This window comes from Oryzophilus luti (assembly GCF_059726245.1).
In genome coordinates this window covers 1173856-1200845 of record NZ_AP040874.1, presented here as the reverse complement: position 1 = coordinate 1200845, position 26990 = coordinate 1173856, and the positions used below count along the sequence as shown (strand labels likewise).

Below are 26990 nucleotides of genomic sequence, written 5' to 3'. Positions count from 1 at the left end.
AATCGTCTTAGGAAATTCTCTTAACGTTGTCTATGGCTACCGGAACACTTCGCGTTGTTTTGCTCTGGCACATGCACCAGCCTTATTACAAGGATCTGGTGACCGGGGAGTATCGTCTCCCCTGGGTGCGCCTCCATGCCATGAAGGATTACTACGGCATGGTGAAGCTGCTGGATGAGTTTCCCAACGTCCACCAGAATTTCAACATTGTTCCGTCACTGGTAGCGCAGATCAACGACTACGTCTCCGGGGCTTTCCGCGACCCGTTTTTCCAGATTGCTGCAAAACCCGCCAATCAGCTCGGACAGGCCGAAAAGTTTTTCGCGCTCACCTACCTGTTCCAGGCGCATCCGGAGCAGATGATTGCCCGCTACCCACGCTACCGCACGCTGTGGGAGCAGGTACGCGCCGCAGGCCCCGAGCCGACGCGAGCGGAAGTGACCTTTACGCAGCGCGACTACACCGATCTTCAGGTGCTGTCACAGTTGGCGTGGTTTGACGAGTTCTTCCTCGATGACCCCGAAGTAGCGCGGCTGGTGGAGAAGGGCGAGAGCTTCTCGCTCGACGATCAGAAGGCCGTCCTGCGCAAAGAACTTGAGATCGTGAAGGCTGTGCTGCCTGCCTACCGCGCGGCGGCCGAGCGTGGCAGCGTCGAACTCTCTGTAACGCCCTACTATCACCCCATTCTGCCGCTGGTGTGCGACACGAATCAGGGAGCCATCTCCTCCCCCGGCATGCCGTCGCCGAACCATCGCTTCCGCCACCCCGAAGACGCGCAGGTGCAGATTGAGCGAGCGATGGCCTTGCACGAGCGCACGTTTGGTTCGCGTCCGCAGGGCATGTGGCCGTCGGAGGGCAGCGTCTCGGAGGAGGCGATTGCGCTGGCCGCCAAGTGCGGCGTCCGCTGGATGGCCACCGACGAGGGCGTGCTGGGCCGCAGCCTGGGCTTTGAATTCACGCGCGATGCCGCGCAGAAGCTGACCCCGGAGAGCGCAGCGAACCTCTATAAGGTCTACAAGTACGAAGGCGAAGCGGCGGAGATGAATATGGTCTTCCGCGACCATCGTCTCTCCGACCTGATCGGCTTTGTCTATGCCGGAATGCCCGCGCAGGATGCGGCCAGGCACATGCTCGATTCGATTCGAGCCAACGCGGCTCCGCTGGTGGAGAATGGCAAGGACGCCGTCGTACCCATCATCCTTGACGGCGAAAACGCCTGGGAGACCTACCCGAAGTCGGGACGCGAGTTCCTGCGGAGGCTCTATGACCTGCTCGGCAGTGACCCGCAGGTGGAGACCGTCACGGTGGCCGAAGCCATTGAGCGCAGCAAGCCTGAGACGGTGGGCAAGCTCAAGAAGCTGGTGCCCGGCTCGTGGATCAACGCGAATTTCCACGTCTGGATCGGCGCGCCCGAGGACAACAAGGCCTGGGATTATCTCTCGGAGGCTCGCGACTTCTACACGTCCAACGCCGAGCACGCCAGTGCGGAGCAGCGCGCGCTGGCCTATGAAGAACTGCTGATTGCTGAGGGCAGCGACTGGAACTGGTGGTACGGCCCAGAGCATCACTCCGCCAATGATCGCGATTTCGACGAGCTTTATCGCAAGCACCTCTCAAACGTCTACCAGGCGCTGGGCGGTGTGCCGCCTGAGTATCTGGCGCGGCCCATTTCCGCCGGGACCTCCAAGCCTACCGTCGTGGCGCAGTCCGCCTACATCCATCCGGTGATCGATGGCGAGGTAACGAACTACTTCGACTGGATGGGCGCGGCCATGTATTCGAGCGACCGCCGAGGCGGCTCCATGCACGGCAAGGAATTTGTGCTGGAGGCGATCTACGCGGGTGTGGATGAGGCGAATGTGTACGGCCGACTTGATTTTGCCGCGCTGCTGCCGCAGGCGGAGACGCGCATTGCGGTCTTCTTTGCCGTGCGTGGCACAGAGGAAGAGAGGGCGCGCAACTATCGCTTTGAAGGCACCGTGCGCGACTGCAAGTTGGCCGGCTGGCGACTGGTGGCGAACGGCGATACCGCTCCGATGGCCACCGATGCCGACGCCAAGGGCTGCGATACTCAGTTGGGCAGCATCTTTGAGCTTCAGGTGCCGCTGGCACTGCTTGGTGCCAGCCAGGGAAGCACCGTCAACCTGCGCTTTGCCCTCTACCGTGACAAGCTGCTGCTGGACGCGCTGCCGGTCGAAGGCTCCGTCGATCTTTCCGTAGAGCCGGAAGACGTCATCATCAGCAACGAGTACGCTAAGAACTGAGCCTTGCCCACGCACGTTCAGCACGAGAGCCACGCGGATTTTGCAGGGAAGATCGGATTATTCCCGAACAGTGCGGTTCTATTAGAATGTCCGCCGCGATGGCGGGTACAAAGAAGAGCGTGGGCTTCGCGGATCTGCGAAAATTCATGCTAAAGTAGTTGTGTGTGGGCGCGTAGCTCAGTTGGTAGAGCAACGCCCTTTTAAGGCGTGGGTCCTGGGTTCGAGTCCCAGCGCGCTCACCATCTTTTCTCAAGGCCACGCCCTTAATTCTTCTGAAGTTATTCAACCGTAGCTCGCTAACTGCAAGTAGCTTCGCCTGCGCTCTTCGGCACGGTCCATCTGCTATGCTCGCTTAAAGTGGCCGCCAGCGGCGAAAACACGGAGCAGGGAACCGGCGCGCTCGACGCGCTGACGGATCGACTCGGTTCCGTGCCGTTTTCTGACGCCGTATGCGCGCGCCGCGGACTCGAACGAATAGCTCGAGTTGTGCCCTCGGCGGTGCTTCACAGTCTGTGCGCCTTCCTGTCCGATGCGCCTGACCCTGATCAGGCTGTCAACGGTTTTGAGCGGCTTGTCTCCATCGAAGATGCCGGACCTCGCTCCGCGTTGTGCGGACTATTGGCCCGGAACCCTGCGACCGTTCATTACGCCGTCGCCGTGTTCGGCAACAGCCACTGGCTCGGTGAGACGCTTCTCCGCAACACCGACAAGTTGTTTCAGATGGCGCGCGAGAGCAGCCTCGATCAGGCGCGCTCGGCGGACGACTATCGCGAGGCGTGGGCGCGCTTCCGCACCCGCACCTTCGAGGATGACGTTGCGCTGCTGCTGGCACGCTTCAAGCGGCGCGAGTACCTCCGTATTCTTGTGCGTGACGCGCTGAAGCTGGCCACGCTGGCGGAGACTACGGGAGAGATTTCCGCGCTCAGCGACGTGCTGATTGAGCAGGGGCTAATCGCCGCCTCCAGCGCGCTGCGCAACCGCTATGGCTGGCCGCAGCACACGGATGCGCGCGGACGGCTGGAGAGCACGCCATTCACAGTGCTTTCGCTCGGGAAACTGGGCGGCAATGAGCTGAATTACAGCTCCGACATCGACCTGCTGTACCTCTACGGCGATGGTGAGGACGCAGGAACGTGCTCCATCAGCGCCCGCGAGTTCTTCATCCGGCTGGCGCAGGAGACCACCGACATTCTTGGTCGAGCGACCTCGGAGGGGGCAGTCTTCCGCATCGACTTGCGGCTACGTCCGATGGGGCATGAAGGGGCACCGGCGGTTTCGCTGGGACGCGCGCTGGATTACTACCGCAAAACGGCCCATGCGTGGGAGTGGCAGGCATTGCTCAAAGCGCGGCGCTCAGCCGGGGACGACGAACTGGCGCGAACTTTTATCCGCGAAATGCAGCCGCTCGTCTACACCAGCGAATTGAACTTCACGGCAATCAAGACCGCGCTGGTCAGCCTGCAGAAGATCAAGCGCTTCCACGGCGGTGATGCCGCGATGGTCGACGTGAAGATTGATTCCGGCGGCATCCGCGACATTGAATTCCTGGTGCAGTGCCTGCAGCGCGTTTATGGCGGGCCGGAGCCGTGGCTGCGCTCCAGCGGCACGTTGTTCTCGCTGCAGAAGCTGCACGACAAAGAGCACATTACTGGCCGCGACTTCCATCGCCTCACGAGTGTCTACGTCTTTTTGCGACGCATTGAACACCGGTTGCAGTTGAAGGTGGGGCAGCAGACACACCGGCTCCCCGCCCATCAGTCGCAACTGATGGCGCTCAAGCGCTCCGTGCTGCCGGACTTGCCAGGCATGAGCACCGAGGAGTTTGTGGAACTGCTGCGCGCGCGCATGATGGCCGTCAGCGAAATCTACAACCGCATTGTGCACCAGCAGAAGCGCGTGGAAACCGAGATTGCGCAGATCGGTGAGATCTCCGAGGCGCACCGCACGCCCATTGAGCATTTCGGCGAGCAGGGAAGCATCCAGTTGCTGGAGCGCTTGCGGGGCGAGGCTCCGGCGCTGGCACAGTTCGCCACGCGCGCTCCACTGGGTACGCCACTGCGGAAGAATCTGTACCGCTACCTGGGCGCGGCCACCACCAGCAGTGCGCGCTTCCGCACGGTGGTGGAGCACAGCGCTGAGGTTTTGCGCGCGGAGCCGCTGTTCGCGCACAGTGACTTTGCCATCGACCTGCTGGTACGGCATCCGGAAGAAATCTGTCTGCTAAAGCCCGCAGAGACCTCTACCGAACCGCTGCGCGAGCGCGTGTTGGCCCACGTGGATGAACAGGCTGCGGTAATGACCGAGCTGCGCACAGCGTTTCGCCACGCCAGCTTTGTCAGCGCGGCGCAGGACCTGCGTGAGCCGCGCCCGGTATGGGAGTCCTTGACCGAGTTGACGGCAGCGGCGGAGGAAGTCCTTGCAGCCGCGGTGGAGGCCGCGCAGCCGCCGAGTGGATTTGGAATCTTCGCCCTTGGGCGGCTGGGCGCTTGCGAGTTCGACCTACTCTCAGATGCCGACCTGGTCTTTGTGCGCGAGGAGCAGAGCGATGCGGAGGAGGCGGCACGGGCTGCCGCGCGCATTGTCGAACTGCTGGCCTCGTACACGCGCGAGGGAACAACATTCGTGGTGGATACGCGGCTGCGGCCGCATGGCTCGCAGGGCGAGCTGGTGATTACGCCGTCGCAGTTGGAGAACTACCTTGTGCGCGAGGCGCGCCCGTGGGAGGCGATCAGCTACCAGAAGCTGCGGTTCGTCGCCGGAGACCGTGCACTGGCGCCACATGCGCGAAGCTGCGTTGAGGCCATGCTGACACGCTTCAAGGCTGAGTCTAACTTTGCGGACGAACTGTTCGCCATGCGCTCGCGTCTGGAGGCCACGGCGGGCCGGGAGTTGAACTTGAAGTTGTCTCCGGGCGGCGTCTACGACCTCGACTTCATCGCCGGTTATTGCGCGGTGCGCAGCGGCCAACGCGTGCCCTCGGCGAACATTCTGGAGCGCATGAACGCCCTGCACGAACTAGGCGCGCTGAGCAGCGAGATGCTCGACGAACTGCGCCCGGCAGCATTGTTCCTGCGCACGGTGGAGCACGTCGTCCGTTTGGTGGACGGGCACAATCGCAAGTCTCTGCCGGGCAGCGACCACGCGCGCGCCAGCGTTGCCGAATTGGTGTCGAAACAACTCGGCCGCAAGTTCCACGGAACCTTTGAGGAAGAACTGCGGCAGTGGATGAAGACCGTGCGGCGGCGCTTCTTCACCACCTTGAACGGCTAACCTGGCGGCGTGGTCTCCAATCGTTGCCGAGCACCCCGCGCGGTGGTAGGGTATTGAGTTGCGCACATACGTCCGCACAAGCTGTCTGGCTTGTTCCGCAGCGCGCGGTCGGTCCTGTTCAGTGGGGTTCAGGCCGGGCATCGCGCCAAGCCTCGTGCGGGCGGCAGCACACATCCAGTATTCAAAACACTTGGTTCTCCAGGGAGGACGACTGAATGGCAGTAGCGTATAACGGCTTGCCACTTCCTGCCGACGGACAGGCCATCGAATTCCGAGATGGCCGTGTACAGGTCCCCGACAATCCAATCATCCCCTTCATCGAAGGCGACGGCACCGGCCGCGACATCTGGAAGGCCAGCGAGCGCGTCTTCAATGCCGCCGTTGAGAAGGCCTACGGCGGCAAGCGCCGCATCGTCTGGTATGAGGTTTTCGCGGGCGAAAAGGCCAAGGAGAAGTTCAATACCTGGCTGCCCGATGACACGGTGGACGCCTTCCGTAATCTGCGCGTAGGCATCAAGGGGCCGCTCACCACGCCGATCGGCGGCGGCATCCGCTCGCTGAACGTGGCGCTGCGCCAGGTGCTCGATCTCTACGCCTGCGTTCGCCCGGTGAAGTACTACCAGGGCATTCCTTCGCCGGTGAAGCACCCTGAGCGCATGGACATTGTCATCTTCCGCGAGAACACGGAAGACGTCTATGCCGGCATCGAGTGGCGGCAGGGCACGCCCGAGGCAAAGCGCCTCATCGACTTCCTGAACAACGAGATGCTCGCGGGCGGCAAGAAGAAGGTTCGCGAAGACTCCGGCGTAGGCATCAAGCCCATGTCCATCACCGGCACCAAGCGGCTGGTGCGCATGGCCATCAAGTACGCGCTGGCCAATGGACGCAAGTCGGTCACGCTGGTGCACAAGGGCAATATTCAGAAGTTCACCGAGGGCGCCTTCCGCGAGTGGGGCTACGAAGTGGCCACGCAGGAATTCCGCGACCAGACGGTGACCGAGCGCGAGAGCTGGATTCTCGGCAACCTGGACAAGGACCCGAAGCTGAGCGTGGAAGACAACGCCGCCATGATCGAGCCGGGCATGGAGTTCGCTCCGCCCGAGTTCCGCGAGGGCGTCTACAAGGAAGTGAAGGGCGTCATCGACGCCATTTACGCCACCCACGGCAAAGGCCAGTGGAAGCAGAAGCTGCTTATCAATGACCGCATCGCCGATTCGATCTTCCAGCAGGTGGTGACGCGCGCCGACGAGTACTCCGTGCTGGCCACGCCGAACCTGAATGGCGACTACATTTCCGACGCCTGCGCCGCGCAGGTCGGCGGCTTGGGCATCGCGCCGGGCGCCAACATTGGTGATTCGCACGCGATTTTCGAGGCCACGCACGGCACCGCGCCCAAGTATGCGGACAAGGATGTGATCAACCCCGGCTCCGTCATGCTCTCGGGCGTAATGATGCTCGACTACATGGGCTGGACCGAGGCTGCGCGCCTCGTGGAGCACGCCATGGAGCGCACCATCCTCGACAAAACCGTTACCTACGACTTTGAGCGCCTGATGGAGGGCGCCACCAAGGTCGGCACCAGCGAGTTCGCCTCCCACATCATCCGCAACATGGATGTTGTGGCGGCAAAGAAGTAACTGCTGGGGGTAAGATGTTTGGGCAGGCACTGTACTCTTAGTTTCGCGCACCACGTGTGCGCGTCTTTGAAAGGACTGACATGCGCAAGAAGGTTACGATTGTAGGAGCTGGAAACGTGGGCGCCACCTGTGCCCACTGGATTGCCGCGAAAGAGCTGGCCGATGTCGTTCTCATCGACATCATGGAAGGTGTTCCGCAGGGCAAGGGACTTGACCTGGCGGAGGCCATGCCGGTTGAAAAGCGCGACTGTGCCATCGTCGGCACCAACGATTACGCCGACACGGCCAACTCCGACATCGTCGTCATCACTGCCGGCGTTCCGCGCAAGCCCGGAATGAGCCGTGATGATCTGCTTGGCATCAACTACAAGATCATGCAGGACGTGGTGGGCAAGGTCGTCAAGTATTCGCCCAACTGCATCATCATCGTCGTCAGCAACCCGCTGGACGCGATGGCGCAGGCCGCGTTCAAGCTCTCCGGCTTCACGCGCAACCGCGTGATCGGCATGGCCGGCGTTCTGGATTCCGCGCGCTTCCGTACCTTCATCGCGCAGGAACTGGACGTTTCGGTGGAGAACGTGACGGCCTTCGTGCTTGGCGGACACGGCGACACCATGGTTCCGCTGGCGCGCTACTCGACCGTGGCGGGCATCCCGATCACCGAACTGATCGAGCCGACCAAGCTGGAAGCGCTCATCCAGCGCACCCGTGACGGCGGCGCCGAGATTGTGAAGTACCTGAAGACCGGCAGCGCCTTCTACGCGCCTTCAGCTTCGGCCGTCGAGATGGTGGAAGCCATCCTGAAGGACAAGAAGAAGATCGTGCCCTGCGCTGTCTATCTTGAAGGCGAGTACGGCATCAACGGCCTGTACGTGGGCGTTCCGGCCAAGCTTGGCTCCAACGGCCTTGAGAAGGTCATCGAAATCAAGCTGACCACCGAGGAAGCCGCCGCCCTGAAAAAGAGCGCCGACGCCGTCGCCGAACTGGTGAAGGTCATCAACGTGTAGCTTGCGCTTGCCGCAAAATGAAACGCCCGGAGCCGAAGCTCCGGGCGTTTCTTGTTGAATTGCGGTGCGCCTGTCGGAAACGGGTTGGGTCAAAATCTGAATGGCCCAATCGTGAACGTACTCTTTGTGAGGTTCAAGTATCCCTTGATGATGAGCCTATAAGTGCTGCACAGGATCGATTCCCCTGTGTATATAATTGCGCATCATTACAGAGCGGGCTAAGTGTGTCGGTTGCATCGTGTGCCAGCTCCAGGGCAATTCCTTAACGAGGAGCATAGTGGTCTATGTTTTGCGAAGCGTGTGGCACTCAAGCGGGTGATGGCGCAGCGTTTTGTTCAAATTGCGGTAGACCGATTCCGGGCAAGCAAGTTCTCAATGAGACGGCCGAGAGTTTGCCTAACGCGGGCACACTCAATGTTCAATGCGCGGCGACGAGTACAACCAGCATACCGCCCACCTACGGATATTCCTTAAAGGAGGAACCCGGACGAATCACTATCCTGTTGCCAGAGAGGAATATGGAGTACCGCCCGAAGGTCATGCTGCTTGTTCGAATTGGGATGATGGGCACAGCGGTTGCAATGACTATTCCGGGAGCGATAATCGGTTTGTTGGTCGGCCCGATAGGTGCCGTTGCCGGGGCATTCATCGGGCTCTTGCTCGGGTATCTCCTCTACCTCGGCACAGTTCGACTGCTGCAGTGGGCGTGGAGCTTTTACAATGGGGGTGGGGTGCTGGAAATCACTCCGGCTGAATTAATTGTTAATCGGCAATGCTATTCACGCGAACATATTCTTGAATTGGACGTCCTCTCTGTAATTTCCCCTTCACTCTGGGATACATCTTATGGCGAGTGCTGTCATATTGCGTTTGAATATGGAGCGCAGAAGGTGATTATTGCGAGGAATCTTCCATCCGCAACCGCAAAGAGAATCCTTGAGGCAATTCAAGGTGCATTAGCGAAGACACTGCGGGCCACGGAGCAACACGCATAACCGTGCGGCGAATATGTCTTGTGTTCGGCTATTCGCCTAGCGCGCCTCCGGAACTAGCGGAGCTTTGTTTTTGAGCGCCCGCCGCCACGGCTCAAAGTCGCTCCAGAGACGCTCCACGATCTTAGAATCGAGTACTTTCGTTAGTGGCTTATCGGGGGCCTCTGCCGGATAGAGCTCCAGCGTTACCTGCCCGCAGCTTGGCGGTAGCGCATCCGGAGGATACACGTAGTGGCCGCGCATGCTGTCCTGATCCACGCGGTAGCGCACGCCGTCGCCGGGGTCCATGGGGAAGCGTCCCGGACGGATCGGCTCCACCTCCTTGCCGCCGCACAGCAGCCGCATCCGCAAAAAACTCGTCTTCGGGCGCAGCACCACAGGTTGAATCTGCGTGCGGCCCATATTCGCCCAGAAGGGCAGCTTCAACTCCGGTGTGGCGGAGATGGAGAGCACCGCGTCGTAGTCGTGCGTCGGCTCCTTCAGTTCCTCGGCCTTGCCGCCCTTGGCCCGCTTCTGGCGCTCCTTCATGATCTCCTGATAGCGCTGCTGGTTCCATTGATAGAGCGAGACCGGCGTGCCGAGGAAGACGGTGAAGTCGCCAACCTTCAGGTCGTAGAGGTCCTTTTCATACTTCGATTCGCGGCGAGAGAGCAGGGCGTCGGCAGGAAAGCGACCGGGGCTCGAAGGAATCAGACGCGGCGATGGTGGAGGCTCCTTCGCCGCCTTCTCCCGCGCGGTCCGCAAAACTTCGCGGACGGCCATCAGCGGGACAATCGTGAACGAGTTGCCCTCGATGCGGCTGTAGGCAACCACCGTTCCGCTCGAGTTGAACAGCGGCGTTCCCGCATCGGTGAATTTCGTATCACCAAGGATGCTGTCGCTCGAAACCTTGCTGATGACGCCCGTGTGGATGGTCTTGCCCATGCGCGGGTTGTTGTCCACGGTGAAGACGCGCTCGCCCTCCACCAGCGCTCCGGGGTCGTAGGAGATCAGCGGTATGGGGATATCCTTGATGACTTCCAAGTTCACACGCAGCACGGTGATGTCCTTCTGCGCGTCGTCGGCCACCACCTGCCCACTGACGGCCCTGTGGCCTTCAAACTCCACGGAGATCCAGTTCTGCTGTTCGGCGGGAATGTGCGTGGTCACCAGCAGCCCGGCCGGATCAATTAATACGCCGTCGTGCACCTGCCGCGAGGTGAAGACCGTAGCCACGCTGTCGCGCACGCGCCGGAACTGTTCCACAAGCTCGTCCACATGTGCATTCCGCGCAGCGGCCTCCGTGGTCTTCGCATTGTCGTTGGAGAGTTCAATGAGCTGGTTGGGCGCAGTGATGTTCACTGCGAGATCCCACTGATAGTTCTTGCCGAACAGCTCGGCCGGTGACGTGGTGGTGAGTTGGTAGCGTCCCGGCGCGACGGCGGCTGTGGCCTCGCCGTCCAGCGAGGTACGCAACTCAAGCGCCGCCTCCGAGCTATCCAGCGGCTTCAAGCGGATGGCCAGCCGTGGCACCGGCTTGATGTTTAGATCGCGGTCGAACAGCGCGGCGCGAATGCGGACCGTGACCGGCTGCGGTGCCTGCGCAAGCAAGGGGATGGAGAGCACTGCAAAGAGAAGAACGAGAAGCGCTGTCTGCCCACGTTTCATAGAGTCCTCCGCTCAGCGGCGGCAGTATGCAGCAGGCGGAGCAGGGCTACAAGGAAAATGAAGCGCGTCACCGGAATTGGCGATGAAGTCGCAGCAAAAGCAAAGCGCCGGACTCTTCGCCCGGCGCCCGCCTTAGAGATTGCCTAATCGCTGATCGCTAACCCCTAATCCCTGCTTTCTTACACGCGCTCGATCACAACCTGCTCCAGCACCACGTCCTTGTTGGGACGGTCCTGGCGGTTGCGCGGCAGGTTGCTGATCTTGTTGGCGATGTCCTGGCCTTCAATGACCTCACCAAAGATGGTGTGGTTGCCGGTGAGCCACGGCGTCGGCGCCACGGTCACAAAGAACTGCGAGCCGTTGGTGTTCGGACCGGCGTTGGCCATAGCCAGCTTGCCCGCCTTGTCAAAGCGGTGCTTGGAGCCGGCGGTTTCATCCTGGAAGCGATAGCCCGGGCCGCCCATGCCGCTGCCGCTCGGGTCGCCACCCTGAATCATGAACTCAGGGATGACGCGGTGGAAGACGGTGCCGCTGTAGAGCGGGCCGGGGCCTTTCTTGCCGCTGACGTGGTCCTGCCAGTCGCGCTTGCCCTCGGCCAGCTCGACGAAGTTCTTTACGGTGATGGGCGCGTCCTGCTCAAAGAGCTGGCAAACGATGTCGCCTTCGCTGGTCTTCAGCGTGGCGTAAAGTCCGGGTGTTTTCTCTGCCATGGTGTCCTCTGTCTGCAAAGTAAAGCTCGCGCACAAGGGCGCGAGCAGGTTCAAGTGTTACTTAGGGAATAATCTCGATGTGCTTGATGACCAAAGGATTGTATGGACGGTCGCCGCGGTCACGAGCTTCGCGTGCAATCTGCTTCACCAGACCGACAGCGGCAGCGTCGCACTGGCCGAAGATGGTGTACCCGCCGTTCAGGTGCGGCACGGCCTCCTCGGTGATGAAGAACTGCGAGCCGTTGGTGTTGGGGCCGGAGTTGGCATAAGCCAGGCGTCCGGGGCGGTCAAACTGCACGCTGCTGCTGACCTCGTTGACGAACTCGTAGCCGGGGCCGCCTTCGCCATTGCCCTTCGGGTCGCCGCCCTGAATCATGAACTGCGGAATGACGCGGTGAAAGATGGTGCCGTCATAGAGCGGCACGCCGTGCTTTGCCTGGCCGGACTTCGGGTCCTTCCATTCCTTCTTGCCCGTCGCCAGGTCCATAAAGTTCTTAGCGCCGATGGGCGCAACCTCGGGATACAGATCGCAGTGCATCTCGCCCGCCGTGGTCTTAATGACCGCCTTGGGGTGATGCGCGGCTTCCGGCGCGGCCTGTGCCGCGGCCAGCGAGGCCATTGCGAGCAGGGTCAACAACAGTGTCGCAGTCTTGCGAATCATCATGCGTTCTCCTGATTCCTTATTTCTTCTCCGGCGCGGGAAGCTTCACTTCCTGCCGGGGGTCTGAATTTTTTTCGGCCTGCATCTCATGCGCAGTCTTCTCCACCTCGCGGAAGACGCGCAGCAGGTTGCCGCCAAGAATCTTCTGAATGTCCTGCGCGCTGTAGCCGCGCTTTACGAGTTCAGCGGTGATCTTCGGCAGGTCCTGCACGCCGTCCATCCCCTCCGGCAGGCACTCCACGCCATCAAAGTCGGAGCCGATGCCGACGTGATCGATGCCGGCGACCTTCACCATGTGGTCAATGTGGTCGATGAGCACCGAAAGCGGTGGGCGGGGAACTGCGGCGTTGAAGTCGCTGCGCAGGTGGTCCATCTCAGCCTTGGACTCGGTCGTGACCGGCCCGCTCCAGAGTTGTTCCATACGCTTGCGAACGTCCGGGTGCGCGTCCTCGTAAGCCTTCTGTGCGGCAATGTAGTCATTGCTGATGAAGCCGCAGTTAAAGTTGACCTGCGCCACGCCGCCATTGCGCGCGAGAGCCTCCAGCATCTGGTCATTCATGTTGCGCGGGTGGTTGGCCACGGCGCGCGAGGAACTGTGCGAAGCGATGACCGGCGCACGGCTCACGGTAATGGCGTTGTAGAAGCTGCGGTCGCTGACGTGGGAAATATCGACCGTCATGCCGAGCCGGTTCATCTCCTTCACCATGTCGCGGCCGAACTGCGTCAGGCCCGGATCGCGCACGCGGCCGGTCTGGGGATCGGGTTTCGGCAGGTCGCCGGAGCTTTGGCCGAGTTCATTCGAGTTCGCCCAGGTCAGCGTCATGTAGCGCACGCCGAGCCGGTAGAAGTCGCGGAGGATGCGCACGTCGCCTTCCATGGCGTGTCCGCCCTCAACGCCGAGCAGGGAAGCCAGCTTCGGGTGCGGGCCTTTGCGAGCGGCCTCAATGTCGGCAACGCTGTAGGCCATCACCATCCGGTCCGGATGCGCCTGCACGGTCTCATAGACCGAGTCGATCATGTCGAATGCGCGGTGGGCGTACTGGCCCTTGAACTTTACGGGGTCCACCCAGATGGAGAAGAACTCTGCTCCAAGGTTGCCAGCCTTGACCTTGGCAAGGTCCCAGTGTCCGGCACCGGCATCGGTGGCGGGATCGAAATTCTCGTCCACAAAGCGGCCCGGCGTGTCGGCATGAGTGTCGATCACGATGGCCGAGCGATGGATGCTGGCGGCGTCCGGCGTGGCCTTTTTGGGCGTGGGCTTGCTCTGCGCCGAGGCACAGAGGGACAACAGGAGAACTGCGGTAGCGATCGAGGACAGTCTCATTGCGCTCCGGGGTCAGGCTTCCGATGGGAAAGTCTGAACTAAGGAGCAACCGTCGCTGCGGTGGTGGCCGTTACGTCATGGGTGCTGGCCAGCCGCTGCTGCTCCTCACGCCAGCCAGTATACCTGTCACTCACCATGATGTGGTAACAAGCCTGGCGATGTTCCTCGGCGGCTTCGACCAGCCCGGCGTTCTGCAGGGGCAGCACAAACTCGTCGATGAAGTGCTTTTCGGTGCGCGACATTCCAGACTTGCCAATGTCGATGGTCAGGCCCGCAAGGTGCGAGGAGGCGGTGTCACCGTTGATGGGCGCGGCGTTCTTATTCGAGCGGCGCAGCTTGGCCTGCTGCTCTACCGTGCGCACGGCGCTGGTGACAAAGAGCGGATGATGAAACTTGGCGTAGAAGGCGGTCGAGAGGTCCTCGACGAAATCGCGCGTCCACGGACGGCAGTAGCGGCGCATCGGCTCAATGTTCGGAGCCACCTGCATGGTCAGGCTGTCGTGCAGTGGAACCAGCTCCTCGCGCAGCTCCAGTTCCTGGAGTTCGAGGTCATTGGCGATGCGGGGAAGCTGCAGGCGGTTGATCTCGTCATTCTGGCGCAGCAGGCTCTCGTGCGAGCCGCGCAGCACAGGCGCGAAGGCCACCACAGCGCGGCGGCTGCGGCGTGCGTTCACCCTTCTCGACCTCGATGCGGGAGTTTGAATCTTGGCCGAAGAGTGATGCGCGCGGCCGACGCGCGTGACGGGGCGAATACTGGCTCCCCACGACGGAGAAGCGATGGTCAGCAGAAGTGCGAAAGTCAAAAATACTGAAGTCTGTGTATGACGCATCAATCCCGTTTCCCTGCAAGTTCAATGATGACGAACACCTCCGGCAAAGAGCACGCCACGGCCTGCACGGGGCTATGACACAAACAATCCTCTCTTCGTCCGGCTGTAACTTCAGTGTAAACCAGAAGTGTCACAAAACAGGACATAAATCTTGTTTATAGGGGTATAGACGGAATCGGAAGTGTAACCGGAAAGCAACACCTGGCCATTGCGGACCGAGTGGCCGGAAGATGCCCGCGCACTGGCTAGAAGTACCCAGCCTCAATGAGACGTTGCGAGATCCACCAAGTGTTACCCGCCGGATCGACGATGCCGCACTGGCGGTCGCCATGGGGCATGTCCGCGACTTCCGAGATCATTCCCCTGAGGCGTGACCGTCGCAAAGCCGGACGGAACGTACACGCGTGTCTCCTCTGAATCCCCGTACACGGTAACGCCGGCGTCCTTGTGGGGGCACCGGCGTTGGTTCAGAGCGTTAGATTGTGGATTGCGCGCACGGGTCGCGCAAAATCCGGGCTGGATCACTTGCGCGATGAGTGTGTCCGCCTTTCTCACCGCCCGGCGAAGCCGCCCGGCTCCTTCACGGACACACCTTTCGCGAATCCGGCCTAGCTGCGGAAGAAGTCGAGTACCGCCTTCTTCATCACGTCCTTGGCCACGTGGCTGATGGATTCGGTCAGCGGAATCTCCTTGGGGCAGACTTCCACGCAGTTCTGCGCGTAGCCGCACTCCTGAATTCCGCCATCGCCCATCAGTGCGGCAAGGCGGTCGTTTTTGAGTTCCTTGCCCGTGGGATGGTTGTTGAACAGCCGTGCCTGCGAGATGGTGGCCGCGCCGACAAAGCCGGTGCTCTCCGTGAATTGCGGGCAGGCTTCCATGCAACAGCAGCATGAGATGCACTTGGAGAGCGGGTAGTTGACCTGTTGCGCCTCGGGCGACTGCCGCGGGCCGGAGCCGAGGTCGTAAGTGCCATCGATGGGCACCCACGCCTGCACGGCCTTCAGGTTCTCAAACAGCACCGAGCGGTCCACGCGCAGGTCGCGGATGACGGGGAACTTCGAGAACGGGGCCAGCGTGATCGGCTGCTCGAGGTTGTCAATCAGCGCCGAGCAGGCCATGCGAGCGCGTCCGTTGATGAGCATGGCACAGGAGCCGCAGATCTCCTCCAGGCACGAGCTGTCATAGACGATCGGCGTGGTCTGCTTGCCCTCGCGCGTGACCGGATTGGCCGCAATTTGCATGATGCAGGAGATGACGTTCAACCCCTTGCGATAAGGGATTTCGAACTCCTCCCAGTAAGGCGCAGAGTTCGGATTGTCCTGCCGCTTGACCTTGATAATGACTGTCTTGTTCGCCATTTCAGTTTCAATCCTCTACTTGGAGTCATAGCGGCGAGGCCGCGGCTTGATCAGGGAAATATCGACCGGCTCCAGCTCCAGGCTGGGAGCATCCTGCTTGGCGTCGTAGTGTGCCTTCGTCGTCTTCAGGAACTTCTCGTCATTGCGCTCGGGGAAGTCGGGCTTGTAGTGCGCGCCACGCGACTCGTCGCGCAGCAGCGCGCCCTGCGTGATGACGCGCGCCAGTTGCAGCATGTTGTAAAGCTGACGGGTGAAGATGAACGTGCTGTTGGCCCACTGCGTGCGGTCGCTCAGGTTCACGTTCTTGTAGCGGTCGAGCAGCTCCACCAGCTTGACGTCGGTTTCCTTCAGCTTGTCGTTGTAGCGGCTGACGGTGACGTTCGCGCTCATGATGTCGCCCATCTCGCGCCAGATCACGAACGGATTCTCCGTGCCCTGGTTGTTGAGCAGCGCCGCGTTCTTTTCTTCCTGGCGCTTCTTCTCAGCCTCAAAGACGGCGCTGGGCGCCTCGTTCTTGCCGTTCTCCTTGGCGTACTTCATCATCTCCGGGCCGGAAATGAATCCGCCGTAGATGGCCGAAAGCAGCGAGTTCGCACCGAGGCGGTTGGCACCGTGGATCGAATAGTCGCACTCGCCGGCGGCAAAGACGCCCGGGATGTTGGTGTGCTGCTTGTCGTCCACCCAGAGGCCGCCCATCGAGTAGTGCATGCCGGGGAAGATCTTCATCGGCACTTCGCGCGGATCGTCGCCCACAAACTTCTCGTAGATTTCGAGGATGCCGCCGAGCTTGATGTCGAGCGTCTTCTTGTCGATGTGCGTCAGGTCGAGGTAGACCATGTTCTGGCCGTCGACGCCGAGGCCAAGCTGGAAGATGACCTTGTGGATGGCGCGCGTGGCAACGTCACGCGGAACGAGGTTGCCGTACTTCGGATACCACTCTTCGAGGAAGTAGAAGCGCTCGTTCTCGGGGATTTCCTTGCCGTGGCGCTTGTCGCCAGCGGTCTTGGGCACCCATACGCGGCCGCCTTCGCCGCGAGCCGATTCCGACATCAGGCGCAGTTTGTCTTCGCCCGGAATCGAGGTGGGGTGAACCTGTATGAACTCACCATTGGCGTAGTAGGCGCCCTGCTGATAGAGCGAGGACGCGGCCGAACCGGTGCAGATCACCGAGTTGGTGCTCTTGCCGAAGATGGCGCCCACGCCACCGGTGGCGAGTAGCACGGCGTCGGCGGCAAAGGTCTTCACTTCCATCGTCGACAGGTTGATGGCGCAGATGCCGCGCGCCACGCCGTTGTCGTCGAGCACTGAGGAGAGATACTCCCAGTATTCGTACTTCTTGACCTTGCCCTCGGCTTCATGGCGGCGAACCTGCTCGTCAAACGCGTAGAGCAGCTGCTGGCCGGTGGTAGCGCCGGAGAAGGCCGTGCGGTGGAAGAGCGTGCCGCCGAAGCGGCGGAAGTCGAGCAGGCCCTCGGCCGTGCGGTTGAAGGGAACGCCCATGCGGTCGAGCAGGTCGATGATGCCCGGAGCCATCTCGCACATGGCCTTCACGGAAGGCTGGTTGGCGAGGAAGTCGCCGCCGTAGACGGTGTCGTCAAAGTGGTTCCAGGTGGAGTCGCCTTCGCCCTTCAGGTTCTTGGCCGCATTGATGCCGCCCTGCGCGCACACGGAGTGCGAACGCTTCACCGGCACCACGCTGAACAGGTCGACGTGGCCGCCCATTTCCGCAATCTTGATGGTGGCGCCGAGTCCTGCAAGGCCGCCGCCCACAACAATAATCTTTGGTGTTTTCGCCATAGTTTTCTCTTCCGCCTCCTAGCGCACGGCGGCCGTTGCGGCCGGTTGTGCAGCCGGGCGGGCATTCGTGGTCCGCTCCATGCCGGTTTCGGTCTTCGAGTGGTTGGCCGAGATGAAGGCAAATTCGCTGGCCAGGCCCAACAGCACCAGCAGCAGGCTGACAGCAATGCCGATCACGCGCACTCTCCAGCGCGCCTTCTTGCCGGTCACAATGCCCCACTTGGCGGAGAACAGGAACAGACCGTAGCCGAAGTGCCACGCCGAGGCAATGATGCCTGCGAAGTAGAAGGCGATGGCGAACGGGCTGGCAAGCTGCTTCTGGACCTCGTCAAACGCGATGTTCGGATCGCGTCCCATGGCGCCGGACAGGTCAAAGCCGGCGAAGCGCAGGGTGGCCAGGTGGTAGCAGACGTAGGCGAAGACGATGAGACCGGTGTAGCGCTGGATGGTGTACAGCCAGTTGCCGGCCCAGTGGTAATCGCTCACGTTGTTCTCGCCGCGCAACCAGATGTAGACGCCGTAGCAGGCGTGGAAGGCGAGCGGGATGAAGATGCCGAAGAACTCAAGGCCGATGCGGAAGGGAAGCGAAGTGAGGAAGCGGACGGCGGCGTTGTAGTGCTCGGGGCCGTAAAGCGCTTGCGAGTTGGAGATGAAGTGCTCGATCAGGAACAGTCCGACCGGCACAATGCCTGTGAGTGACTGTAAGCGACGCCAGAAGAACGAGGTTCCTTGGCCGGCACGCAGCGGCGGAACGCCCGTTGGTACGGTATGCGTAGACACGTGTGGTAGCTCCTTACCCCAGCAAGGTGCAGATAAACGAAAAAGTTTATGGTCACCCAACAGCGAAGTCAAGAATGAGGATGCACAGGCGCACGCAGATTGCCCGCATGCGGCTGCCACGCCTCATTCAGCCGTGATGGAGAACGATTGCGTATGAAAGAACTGCGTTGTACAGAGACAAATTCGTTGCGCCAAATATCTTACCTCCATCCTGCGGCGGCTGGTGAAACTTTGCGCGGCGGCATCACCGGGCGTGGCATCCCCGCACGCAGGTGGCGGGCGATGGTAGAATGTCGCTACGCCAAGGCCCTGACTGCACCCGGCAAAATGGATTGTTCGCGTGCCGCCTTGTGCATGGGGGAGCCAAAAATCCTATGTCTGAAACCAACGGAAATTACGGATTGCGTTTGAAAACCGGCCTGGCAGAGATGCTCAAGGGCGGCGTCATCATGGACGTGATGAACCGCGAGCAGGCTGAAATTGCGGAGAAGGCCGGCGCCGCGGCCGTCATGGCCCTGGAGCGCGTGCCCGCCATCATCCGCGCCGAAGGCGGCGTCAGCCGCATGGCCTCGCCCAAGATCATCAAGGCCATCATGGCCACCGTGAACATCCCGGTCATGGCCAAGGCCCGCATCGGACACTTTGCCGAGGCGCAGATTCTGCAGGAGCTCGGCGTCGACTACATCGACGAGAGCGAAGTGCTGACGCCCGCCGATGAAGAGCACCACATCGACAAGCACGCCTTCAAGACGCCGTTCGTCTGCGGCGCGCGCAACCTGGGTGAGGCGCTTCGCCGCATCGCCGAAGGCGCGGCCATGATCCGCACCAAGGGCGAGGCCGGCACCGGCGACGTCATCCACGCCGTCAAGCACATGCGCCAGATCGTGAAGGAAATGAAGCAGCTCACCGTGATGAGCGAGGAAGAGCTGTTCGCCGCCGCCAAGAACCACCAGGCTCCCTATGAGCTGGTGCGCATGGTGGCCAAGGCGGGCAAGCTGCCCGTGCCGAACTTCTCCGCCGGCGGCATTGCCACCCCGGCCGATGCGGCCATGATGATGCAGCTCGGCGCCGAAGCCATCTTTGTCGGCAGCGGCATCTTTATGAAGCAGGGCGCCACGCCGCTCGACCTGAGCGACAAGAAGGAGCGCGAAGAGGCTGAATCGCGCGCCAAGGCCATCGTCATCGCCACCACGCACTACAACGACCCCAAGGTGCTGGCCGAGGTGAGCGAGCAGATGACCGGCTCCATGAAGGGCCTGGCCATCAGCGCCATCGAGGAGAAGGACCTGCTCCAGACCCGCGGCTGGTAGCTGCGGTGCGCTTGGTGCGAGAGCGCCAGCGGAACAGTGTGCAAAGAGGTACAGGCGCAGCTTCGGCTGCGCCTTCTTCATTGCCGAACAATTCTTGCCGTGGTAACTGTGTGGTATCTCATTAGAAAGGGCACTGACGAATGGCTGATCTGGAGAGTCCGTTTTCCATACTGACCGCCGTGGCGGCGCCGGCGCTGCTGACCAACGCTTCCACCGTACTGGTGCTGGGACTGGGCAACCGCATTGCCCGCGTGGTGGACCGCACGCGCGCCGTGGCCACCGTGCTGGCCAGCGTGGACAAGGAATCCGAGCTGCACAAGCTCCTGATGCATCAGGCGACGCTGCTCAAGCAGCGCACATTCAAACTCAGCCGCGCCATACGGCTTGGCTACGCGGCCGTCGGAGGTTTTGCCGCCGAGGCTCTCGCTGCCGTCATCGGCGGAACGATGGTGCACTACGACTTTCATCTGCTGGCGCACGCCACCGCGCTGTTCGCGCTCTGTATTGGCGTGGCCTCGGTCGGCAGCCTGGTCTCCGCCTGCGTCTACATGGTGCATGAGACGACGATTGCGCTCGACAACCTTGCGGAAGAAGCCCGCACGGTTATGCTGGAAGCCTCCCGCCGCAAACCGTCCGGCGTATAGCGCAAATGACGCTGCTAGAAACAACAAAGCCCGCCGTGAATTTCTCCGGCGGGCTTCCTGCTTGGAAATCGTTTTAGGTGCCTATCGCGCTTTCGCGTGCGGTTCCGGCTCGGGCTTCATTAGCAGCAGAATATGCGCCATGCGTTCACCCACGGCGGTCATGTTGGCGCCGTCGCGGTTGGTAAAGACCGCCACGGCCAGCCGCTGGTCGGGGATGACGATGAGGATGGTGCTGGTGCCCACCTGTCCGCCAGCGTGTTCGGCCACGTGGTGACCATCCACGCTCGCCAGGAACCAGCCAAGCGCGTAGTGCGTGTTGTCCTTGGGGATGGTCGTTTCCTTCCACATCATGGTGGTCCACTCGGCGTTCAGCAGCTTGTGGGTCATCACCGCGTCGCCAAAGCGAACGAGTTGCTCGGGTGTGCTCAACCAGCCGCCGCCGGGCAGGCGGTCGCTCGGGTCAAACGGCGTGGCCACCAGTAGTTGGTCCTCTTTGTGCGTGTAGAACGTGGGGCGCGGAATATCGGCCTTCGTGGCGTCGTCCACCACGATGTCCTTCATTCCGGCGGGCGCAAACACATGCTCCTGCATATAGCGCACGTAGTTCTCGCCGCTTGCGCCTTCAATGGCGCAACCGAGCACGGTGTAGCCATAGCTGGTGTAGTGGAAGCCGCTGCCTGCGGGAATCTTCAATGGATCGTGGGCGAAGTTGGCAACCGCACTGCTCAGGTCGGTGAAGTGCCGGGTGTTGTGCGCGGCGGCATCGTTCATGTAGTGGTGCACGCCGGAGCGGTGGCCAAGCAGCATGCGCGCCGTCACTTCCTTGTGTCCGGAAAAGGCTGGGCAGTACTGCTCCACGGGATGGTCCAGATCGAACTTGCCCGCACCGGCCAGTTGCAGCACTGCCACGGCGGTGAGCGGCTTGGAAATGGATGCGAGGCGGTAGAGAGTCTTGGGCGTAGCCTTCTTCTGGTGCTCAATCTCCGCCCATCCGTCCGCCGAACTGTAAATCAGTTGCCCGTCGCGCATCACGGCCATGGAGACGCTGGGCAGATGCTCGCGGCTGAGAAGCTCGTGCAACTGGTCGTCCAGCGCCTCCTTCTGGTAGGCGGTCAGGTGGGGCTGCGCGGCGGCCAGCACGGCCAGCAGCAACACGCAGACAGTAATGCGTACAACTCTCATCGGGAGCCCCTCAGCAGGAATGGTATGAGTGCGTAGTTGCACTCTACCGTGTTCTGGAGGTGCTAGTCTAGGAAGATGAAGATTGGGGTACTGGCATTACAGGGTGATTTTGACGCGCATCGCCGCCGCCTGGAGGACTTGGGCGTGGAGACCGTGCTGGTGCGTAAGCCGGAGCAACTCGACGAGGTCGCAGGTCTGGTGATCCCCGGCGGAGAATCATCGGTGTTTTTGAACCTGTTGGGACAAGCGGGTTTTGCGCGGCTGGAAGCTTTCGTCCGCAGCAAGCCGACCTTTGGCACCTGTGCAGGCTGCATCCTGCTGGCGCGCGAGGTGGAGAACCCGCCGCAGAAGGGCCTTGGCGTGCTCGATGTGGTGGTGCGCCGCAACGCCTATGGACGCCAGGTGGATTCCTCCATCGTGACCGGCGCAAGCAAGCTGGGCGGCGCGCCACTGGAGCAGGTCTACATACGTGCTCCGCGCATTGAGTCCGCCGGAGCCACGGTTGAGGTGCTGGCCGAACGCGAAGGCCATCCCGTGCTGGTGCGTCAGGGACACACGCTGGCCGCTACCTTCCATCCCGAGTTGAGCGAAGACCCGCGCGTGCATACGCTGTTCGTGGAGATGGTGAAGCAGGCGGTCGCGTAGCGAGTCGTCGTGAACCTTCAAGAAGAGTTGAGGCACGGCTTTGAGGCCGTGCCTTTTCCTTTACAGCAGCTTCTCAATCGCTTCGGTCAGGCTCTCGGGCGTGGTGGTGGGGGCATAACGGTCAACAACATTGCCCTCGCGGTCAAGCAGAAACTTTGTGAAGTTCCACTTGATGGCGTTGCCCAGCAGGCCGCCCTTCTGTTCCTTGAGGAAGCGGAAGACCGGGTGCGTGTTGTCGCCGTTGACCTCGACTTTGTGGAAGAGCGGAAAACTGACGCCGTAGTTCAGCTCGCAGAAGCCCTTGATCTCGGTGTCGGTGCCGGGCTCCTGACGCCCGAACTGGTCGCAGGGGAAAGCAAGGATTTCAAGCCCGCGGTCGTGGAAGACCTCATAAAGCTGCTGTAAGCCCTTGTATTGCGGCGTAAACCCGCACTTGCTGGCCGTGTTGACCACCAGCACCACCTTGCCTTTGTAATCGGCCAGCGATTGCATGCTGCCGTCGTTGCGCTGGGCGCTCATCTCATAGAATCCCATCCCATCCTCCGGTACCGCTGGTGATTCGATGACGGGCGCAGCCTCGGAGTTGCTTCCGGGCGTTACCAATTTGAAATCGATAAATATCTTTCTTCGGAGGGTAGGATGCGCCTGGCGAAGGCGGGGGTATCCTATCGGGCCGGACTGCACGGGAGCGGCACCGGCCGCATCGCATTCTTTCTCATTTCTAACTTTGAGGCGCGCACGCCAGCGCCAGGGGACACGACAATGACCCAGACGAAAAAGACGCAGTTTGGGCTCCACTTGCACAACGAGGACCGGCGTTTCGGCGACCCGATCGACATCCGGGAAGTGCTGCACGACGAGATGCCACTGGGAGATGAGCCTGTGGTTGAGGCAGAAGAATTGGAAGAGATGGAAGGCAGATTGATCGGAACTCATTAAGCGAACTTTGGGTAAACGGAAGGAAGGGGTGAGAGGCCCGCGGAGCAATCTGCGGGCCTTCGCTTTTGCACCCGGCCCGTTGGGGAGCCGCAACTGAAGGCGCTGCTGTTCGGTATACTGAAAGCCGAGGATGCGCCCGCAGTGAGCACCACGCAGAAGACATTTTTCATCGAGACTTTCGGCTGCCAGATGAACTTCCATGACTCGGAAAAGGTCATTGGAACGCTCATCTCCGAAGGCTATCGCCAGGTCCAGTCGGTCGAAGAGGCCGATCTGATCCTCTACAACACCTGCTCCATCCGCGACAAGGCGGAGCAGAAGGTCTTCCATCGCCTGACGGACTATAAGCGGCTGCAGGAGCAGGGAAAGCGCTTCGCCGTCATTGGCTGCGTAGCGCAGCAGGAGGGCGAAAAGATCTTCGAGCGGGCGCCGCACGTCTCGCTGGTGGCCGGCTCGGCCAGCTACAGCAATTTGGCGAATCTTCTGGTGCAGATCGAGCATGGCGAGCGCGCCACGGGCCTTGACGACCGGCAGTCGGGCGAGACCTTTGAGACGCCGTTCACCGCGCGCAGCAACCAGCACCGCGGCTATATCACCATCATTGAAGGCTGCGACAAGTTCTGCGCCTACTGCGTGGTGCCCTATACGCGCGGCAAGGAGCGCAGCCGCAGTTCAGAGGCCGTGCTGGCCGAGGCTCGGCAGATGGTCGATGCCGGTTATACGGACATTCAACTCCTCGGGCAGAACGTGAACTCTTACGCCGATCCACTTGGCAAGAAGAGCTTTGCCGACCTGCTCTCGGCAGTCGGTCTCATCAACGGCATATGCCGTGTGCGCTTCACCACCTCGCACCCGCGCCACTTTACCAAAGACATTGTGGATGCCATCGACGCCATTCCCACGCTCTGCGACCATGTGCACCTGCCGGTGCAGAGTGGCTCCAGCCGCGTGCTGGCGGCCATGAACCGCGAGTACACGCGCGAGCAGTACCTAGAGCGCATCGGCTGGCTGAAGGCCACGAAGCGCGACATCTCGCTCACCACCGACATCATCGTGGGCTTCCCCGGCGAGACCGAGGCCGAGTTTGAAGAGACGATGTCGCTGATGCGCGAAGTGGGCTATGACGGTGCGTTCACCTTTAAGTACTCTCCGCGCCCGAACACTCCGGCCATCGAGATGCCGGACAGCATCGCGGAAGAGGAGAAGACGCGCCGCCTGCATCTGCTCAACGCGCAGCAGCAGGAAATCCAGCGCGAGCGCTACAAGCGCCACATGGGGCAGACCATTGAGGTGATGGTGGAGGGCTACAACGAGCAGCGCGCGCAGGTCATCGGCCGCACCTCGCAGAACAAGACCTTCAACTTCACGCTGCCGGAGGGTGTGTCGCGCCCGGCGCTGGGTGCCTACGTGCGCGCACACGTCCTGCGCACGCATCCTAACAGCCTCTCCGGCGAGATGGTGGTGGAGTAGGCGGCAAGCGTCTGCTTGCTTTTGTGGCGCACCGTTCTTGCGCATGCGGTCGCCCGCTCGCATCGAATCCCTTCGCGTGGTAGCCTCATCCAAAAGGGAAGGAGCGCACGATGGAAATCGAGATGAAAATTCGCGGACTGATGATGGACCCGGTGACGAACATGCCGATCGTCGTGCTCCGCGACATGGCCTCCGATGCCATCCTGCCCATCTGGGTAGGCGTCTATGAAGCCAATGCCATTGCGCTCGAGATCGAAAAGGTTGCCACGCCGCGCCCGATGACGCATGACCTGCTGAAAAATATCTTCGTGGGGCTTGGTGCGACCGTGGAGCGTGTGGTCGTCACGGAATTGCGCGATGACACGTTCTTTGCCGCCATCTGGGCGGAACGCGGCGGCGAGCACTTCACGCTCGACGCTCGTCCTTCCGATGCGCTGGCGCTTGCCCTCCGCATGGATTGCCCGATCTATGTGGATGATTCCGTCCTGAAGCACGTCAAGATCACCACCAACGGCACCGACCAGGTGACGGCTGAAGAGCTACGCAAATGGCTCGACAACCTCGGCGACGACGACCTTGGCAAATACAAGATGTAACGCCAGCCGAGAATATGAAGAAGCGAAGCCCCGACGATGATCGGGGCTTTTGATTGCTGATACTCACGTGTGCGCTAGAGCGTCTTCAGGAACGCCTTGGCTTCTTCCAACTCAGGGAACAGCTTCTCGTCGGCCATGAATTCCTTGCCGTGCACGCAGCGCCGCGAGCCGCGCAGCCGCACGGGGTGCTTCAGGTGCAGCATCTCGTGGTAGACAAGGTAGTCGATGGCGTAGCGCGGCACGCGCGGGTGGTCGAAGATGCGGCTGACGACGATGGTGTTGTGCGCCGGGTCGTAGTGGCCCAGCATGTTGCGTGCACGCTCGGCGCTCCAGGTCATCTGCGGACGCGCCAGCAGTCCGTAGAAGAATCGCGTGTTCAACTCATCGAAAATTGCTTCGAGGTTGTAGACGGCGCCTTCGGGGGTATCAATGTGCTTGCGTCCGCGCATCTGGCGCACAAGCTGCGCCTTGGCCGCCATGTCGTGGCTGGAGATGTATCGGCGGTAGCGCGTGGCGTGCAGGGCCTCGATGGGCTTCTTATAGATCTTCGCCATCAGGATGTGCACGATGGCCTTCAGCACGGTCTCCGGCGCGCCTTCCAGCAGGTCGCTCAGGCGCAGCTTCAGCCGGCCCTCGCGCAGCCGTATGGTGTTGTTGATGTTCGCAAAGGGATAGAACTGTAGCTCCAGTTCGGGCAGGGGCGCCCGCGGCCGCAGTTCCCGGTAGCACTCTTCCAACAGCTTCTGCAACGGTTCGGTCAAGACAGTTTCAGGGTACCACGCGTGCGAACGCGGCGCGCGATGCATGGCGGAAGTTGCAGAATGCCTAGTAGGGCGGCTTCTCACTCATCGGCGCGGGAGGCTCCGGCGGCTTTACGTCGGCAGGTTTCTTCTGCGTAGGCTTCTTGTTTATCTCCGCCTTCTCCTGGCCCTTGCGTTCAAGCTGTTGCGCCAGCATGGCGCGTGCGCTGCTGCCGCTTGAGGTGACTGAATCCAATGCACTCTCCAAGGCAATTGCGAAATCTGTCTTTACGCCCTCTGGCAGTTCCTGGGCCATGGCGCGCAACTTGACCTTGAACTCCGTGTCGGCGGCGATCACGGCATGCAGGGGCTTGCGCAGGTCGGCGCTGCTGCGGTTGTAGCTGTCCAGGTTCACGTCCAGCTCGTCAATCAGATCGGTGAAATCATCGAGCTGCGCGGCGAGGGAGGGATCGGAGGTGCCCGGCGTGGCACGCAATTTCTCCACCTGCTCCAGCCGCGCGCGGGCGAACTTGACCAGCAGCTTGATGCGGTCTTCGGGCTGCTGCGCCGTGTCGCGCAACTGGTCGATTTCCTTGTTGTTGAGCGGATCGTGGCGCTGCTGCGCCATCACGGGCAAGGCGAGCATCAGTGCGGCGACAATGGCGGGCAGGCGTTTCATTCGCGGGGCTTCAGCGCCTCGGAGGCTTTGCCTCCGAACATGGCGACCATGAGCTGCGAGCGCCAGTTATCAATTTTATCGATTTGCGCATGCACCAGGGGGCGGTCGTCATAGGAGAGGGACCGTTCAATGTCGGAGAAGCGCTTGGAGAGACGACGGAGAGAGATCTCTGTCTCGCGCTGCTGTTTGCGGGAGAAGAGTGCGCACTTGGCGCCACGCTCGGCATAGTGCATGGTCAGGTTCACGGCCGTTTCCGCCTGGTCTACTTCGCCGTCATTGTAGTGATGGTTGGCGGTTTCGATGGTGTGCAGGGCAACGGCCAGCGAGTAGCGCGCGCAGTCGCTTCCATCGGAGCCGTCGGCAATCTGCTCCAGGCGGCGCACGGCATCATCCTGCGCCGCGCAGGTGCCCAGCGCCAGCCCTACCACAAACCCGGCAACCAACCAGACCCTCATCCTGCCCCCAATGAGAAGACTGCTGACTGTTGCGGAAACCGCCAAGCGAGGCC

24 protein-coding genes and 1 tRNA gene are annotated in these 26990 nt (G+C 61.4%); 12 read left to right on the top strand and 13 right to left on the bottom strand.

Annotated elements, in window-relative coordinates; all coding sequences use genetic code 11:
- Positions 1 to 32: 32 nt before the first annotated feature.
- The 6 genes from AC6IZO_RS05235 (at position 33) to AC6IZO_RS05210 (ending at position 9173) form a co-directional block, all read left to right on the top strand.
- Positions 33 to 2264 carry a glycoside hydrolase family 57 protein gene (locus AC6IZO_RS05235; RefSeq protein WP_497809928.1) on the top strand — a complete coding sequence of 744 codons (2232 nt, stop codon included), beginning with the start codon at positions 33 to 35 and terminating at the stop codon, positions 2262 to 2264.
- 166 nt (positions 2265 to 2430) lie between these two features.
- Positions 2431 to 2506: transfer RNA gene (locus AC6IZO_RS05230), tRNA-Lys, on the top strand.
- 256 nt (positions 2507 to 2762) lie between these two features.
- On the top strand, positions 2763 to 5534 hold the full coding sequence (locus AC6IZO_RS05225) for a [protein-PII] uridylyltransferase family protein (RefSeq protein WP_497808685.1): 2772 nt from the start codon (positions 2763 to 2765) through the stop codon (positions 5532 to 5534).
- A 215-nt stretch (positions 5535 to 5749) separates the two neighbouring features.
- Entirely contained in the window at positions 5750 to 7171 is a 1422-nt protein-coding gene (locus AC6IZO_RS05220; RefSeq protein WP_497808683.1) for an NADP-dependent isocitrate dehydrogenase, read from the top strand.
- 80 nt (positions 7172 to 7251) lie between these two features.
- Positions 7252 to 8178 carry a malate dehydrogenase gene (mdh, locus tag AC6IZO_RS05215; RefSeq protein WP_497808681.1) on the top strand — a complete coding sequence of 309 codons (927 nt, stop codon included), beginning with the start codon at positions 7252 to 7254 and terminating at the stop codon, positions 8176 to 8178.
- A gap of 284 nt (positions 8179 to 8462) precedes the next feature.
- Positions 8463 to 9173 carry a zinc ribbon domain-containing protein gene (locus tag AC6IZO_RS05210; protein ID WP_497808679.1) on the top strand — a complete coding sequence of 237 codons (711 nt, stop codon included), beginning with the start codon at positions 8463 to 8465 and terminating at the stop codon, positions 9171 to 9173.
- 36 nt (positions 9174 to 9209) lie between these two features.
- On the opposite strand, the gene AC6IZO_RS05205 is transcribed toward AC6IZO_RS05210, so the two are convergent.
- The 8 genes from AC6IZO_RS05205 to AC6IZO_RS05170 all read right to left on the bottom strand — a co-directional run bounded on the left by AC6IZO_RS05205 (position 9210) and on the right by AC6IZO_RS05170 (position 18277).
- Positions 9210 to 10817: a S1 family peptidase gene (locus AC6IZO_RS05205; protein ID WP_497808677.1), complete on the bottom strand. Its 1608-nt coding sequence runs from the start codon at positions 10815 to 10817 to the stop codon at positions 9210 to 9212.
- Positions 10818 to 10996: 179 nt separating this feature from the next.
- Positions 10997 to 11527, bottom strand: a complete 531-nt coding sequence (locus AC6IZO_RS05200; protein ID WP_497808675.1) for a peptidylprolyl isomerase — start codon at positions 11525 to 11527, stop codon at positions 10997 to 10999.
- Positions 11528 to 11588: 61 nt separating this feature from the next.
- Positions 11589 to 12191 (bottom strand): peptidylprolyl isomerase, encoded by a 603-nt coding sequence (locus AC6IZO_RS05195; protein WP_497808673.1) that lies wholly within the window; start codon positions 12189 to 12191, stop codon positions 11589 to 11591.
- Between the two features lie 16 nt (positions 12192 to 12207).
- Positions 12208 to 13512 (bottom strand): dipeptidase, encoded by a 1305-nt coding sequence (locus tag AC6IZO_RS05190; protein ID WP_497808671.1) that lies wholly within the window; start codon positions 13510 to 13512, stop codon positions 12208 to 12210.
- A gap of 38 nt (positions 13513 to 13550) precedes the next feature.
- Complete coding sequence (locus AC6IZO_RS05185) at positions 13551 to 14186, bottom strand: DUF5715 family protein (protein WP_497808669.1); 636 nt, start codon at positions 14184 to 14186, stop codon at positions 13551 to 13553.
- A gap of 764 nt (positions 14187 to 14950) precedes the next feature.
- Complete coding sequence (sdhB, locus tag AC6IZO_RS05180) at positions 14951 to 15700, bottom strand: succinate dehydrogenase iron-sulfur subunit (protein WP_497808667.1); 750 nt, start codon at positions 15698 to 15700, stop codon at positions 14951 to 14953.
- Positions 15701 to 15715: 15 nt separating this feature from the next.
- Positions 15716 to 17497, bottom strand: coding sequence for a succinate dehydrogenase flavoprotein subunit (sdhA, locus tag AC6IZO_RS05175; RefSeq protein ID WP_497808665.1), 1782 nt, complete (start codon positions 17495 to 17497; stop codon positions 15716 to 15718).
- A gap of 18 nt (positions 17498 to 17515) precedes the next feature.
- Complete coding sequence (locus AC6IZO_RS05170; protein ID WP_497808663.1) at positions 17516 to 18277, bottom strand: succinate dehydrogenase/fumarate reductase transmembrane subunit; 762 nt, start codon at positions 18275 to 18277, stop codon at positions 17516 to 17518.
- 374 nt (positions 18278 to 18651) lie between these two features.
- Between AC6IZO_RS05170 and pdxS the strand changes: the two genes are divergently transcribed.
- Both pdxS and AC6IZO_RS05160 read left to right on the top strand, forming a co-directional pair.
- On the top strand, positions 18652 to 19587 hold the full coding sequence (gene pdxS, locus AC6IZO_RS05165) for a pyridoxal 5'-phosphate synthase lyase subunit PdxS (RefSeq protein ID WP_497808661.1): 936 nt from the start codon (positions 18652 to 18654) through the stop codon (positions 19585 to 19587).
- Positions 19588 to 19727: 140 nt separating this feature from the next.
- Entirely contained in the window at positions 19728 to 20231 is a 504-nt protein-coding gene (locus AC6IZO_RS05160; protein WP_497808659.1) for a DUF2721 domain-containing protein, read from the top strand.
- 81 nt (positions 20232 to 20312) lie between these two features.
- On the opposite strand, the gene AC6IZO_RS05155 is transcribed toward AC6IZO_RS05160, so the two are convergent.
- Positions 20313 to 21413, bottom strand: coding sequence for a serine hydrolase domain-containing protein (locus AC6IZO_RS05155; RefSeq protein WP_497808657.1), 1101 nt, complete (start codon positions 21411 to 21413; stop codon positions 20313 to 20315).
- Between the two features lie 75 nt (positions 21414 to 21488).
- Here AC6IZO_RS05155 and pdxT point away from each other — a divergent pair, with 75 nt between their 5' ends.
- Positions 21489 to 22058 (top strand): pyridoxal 5'-phosphate synthase glutaminase subunit PdxT, encoded by a 570-nt coding sequence (gene pdxT, locus AC6IZO_RS05150; RefSeq protein ID WP_497808655.1) that lies wholly within the window; start codon positions 21489 to 21491, stop codon positions 22056 to 22058.
- Positions 22059 to 22118: 60 nt separating this feature from the next.
- Here the strand turns inward: pdxT and AC6IZO_RS05145 are convergent, their stop codons facing one another.
- Positions 22119 to 22592, bottom strand: a complete 474-nt coding sequence (locus tag AC6IZO_RS05145) for a glutathione peroxidase (protein WP_497808653.1) — start codon at positions 22590 to 22592, stop codon at positions 22119 to 22121.
- 105 nt (positions 22593 to 22697) lie between these two features.
- Here AC6IZO_RS05145 and AC6IZO_RS05140 point away from each other — a divergent pair, with 105 nt between their 5' ends.
- The 3 genes from AC6IZO_RS05140 (at position 22698) to AC6IZO_RS05130 (ending at position 25063) form a co-directional block, all read left to right on the top strand.
- Positions 22698 to 22997, top strand: a complete 300-nt coding sequence (locus AC6IZO_RS05140) for a hypothetical protein (protein ID WP_497808651.1) — start codon at positions 22698 to 22700, stop codon at positions 22995 to 22997.
- A gap of 189 nt (positions 22998 to 23186) precedes the next feature.
- On the top strand, positions 23187 to 24467 hold the full coding sequence (gene miaB / locus AC6IZO_RS05135) for a tRNA (N6-isopentenyl adenosine(37)-C2)-methylthiotransferase MiaB (protein ID WP_497809926.1): 1281 nt from the start codon (positions 23187 to 23189) through the stop codon (positions 24465 to 24467).
- 110 nt (positions 24468 to 24577) lie between these two features.
- Positions 24578 to 25063, top strand: a complete 486-nt coding sequence (locus AC6IZO_RS05130) for a bifunctional nuclease family protein (RefSeq protein WP_497808649.1) — start codon at positions 24578 to 24580, stop codon at positions 25061 to 25063.
- A 74-nt stretch (positions 25064 to 25137) separates the two neighbouring features.
- Here AC6IZO_RS05130 and AC6IZO_RS05125 read toward each other — a convergent pair whose 3' ends face one another.
- The 3 genes from AC6IZO_RS05125 to AC6IZO_RS05115 form a co-directional block, all read right to left on the bottom strand.
- Complete coding sequence (locus AC6IZO_RS05125) at positions 25138 to 25824, bottom strand: SprT-like domain-containing protein (protein ID WP_497808647.1); 687 nt, start codon at positions 25822 to 25824, stop codon at positions 25138 to 25140.
- A gap of 64 nt (positions 25825 to 25888) precedes the next feature.
- The gene (locus AC6IZO_RS05120; protein WP_497808645.1) at positions 25889 to 26482 is read right to left on the bottom strand and encodes a hypothetical protein; all 594 of its coding nucleotides are present in this window, start codon (positions 26480 to 26482) and stop codon (positions 25889 to 25891) included.
- Entirely contained in the window at positions 26479 to 26937 is a 459-nt protein-coding gene (locus tag AC6IZO_RS05115) for a hypothetical protein (RefSeq protein ID WP_497808643.1), read from the bottom strand. The genes AC6IZO_RS05120 and AC6IZO_RS05115 overlap by 4 nt, the downstream gene beginning before the upstream one ends.
- Positions 26938 to 26990 lie beyond the last annotated feature (53 nt).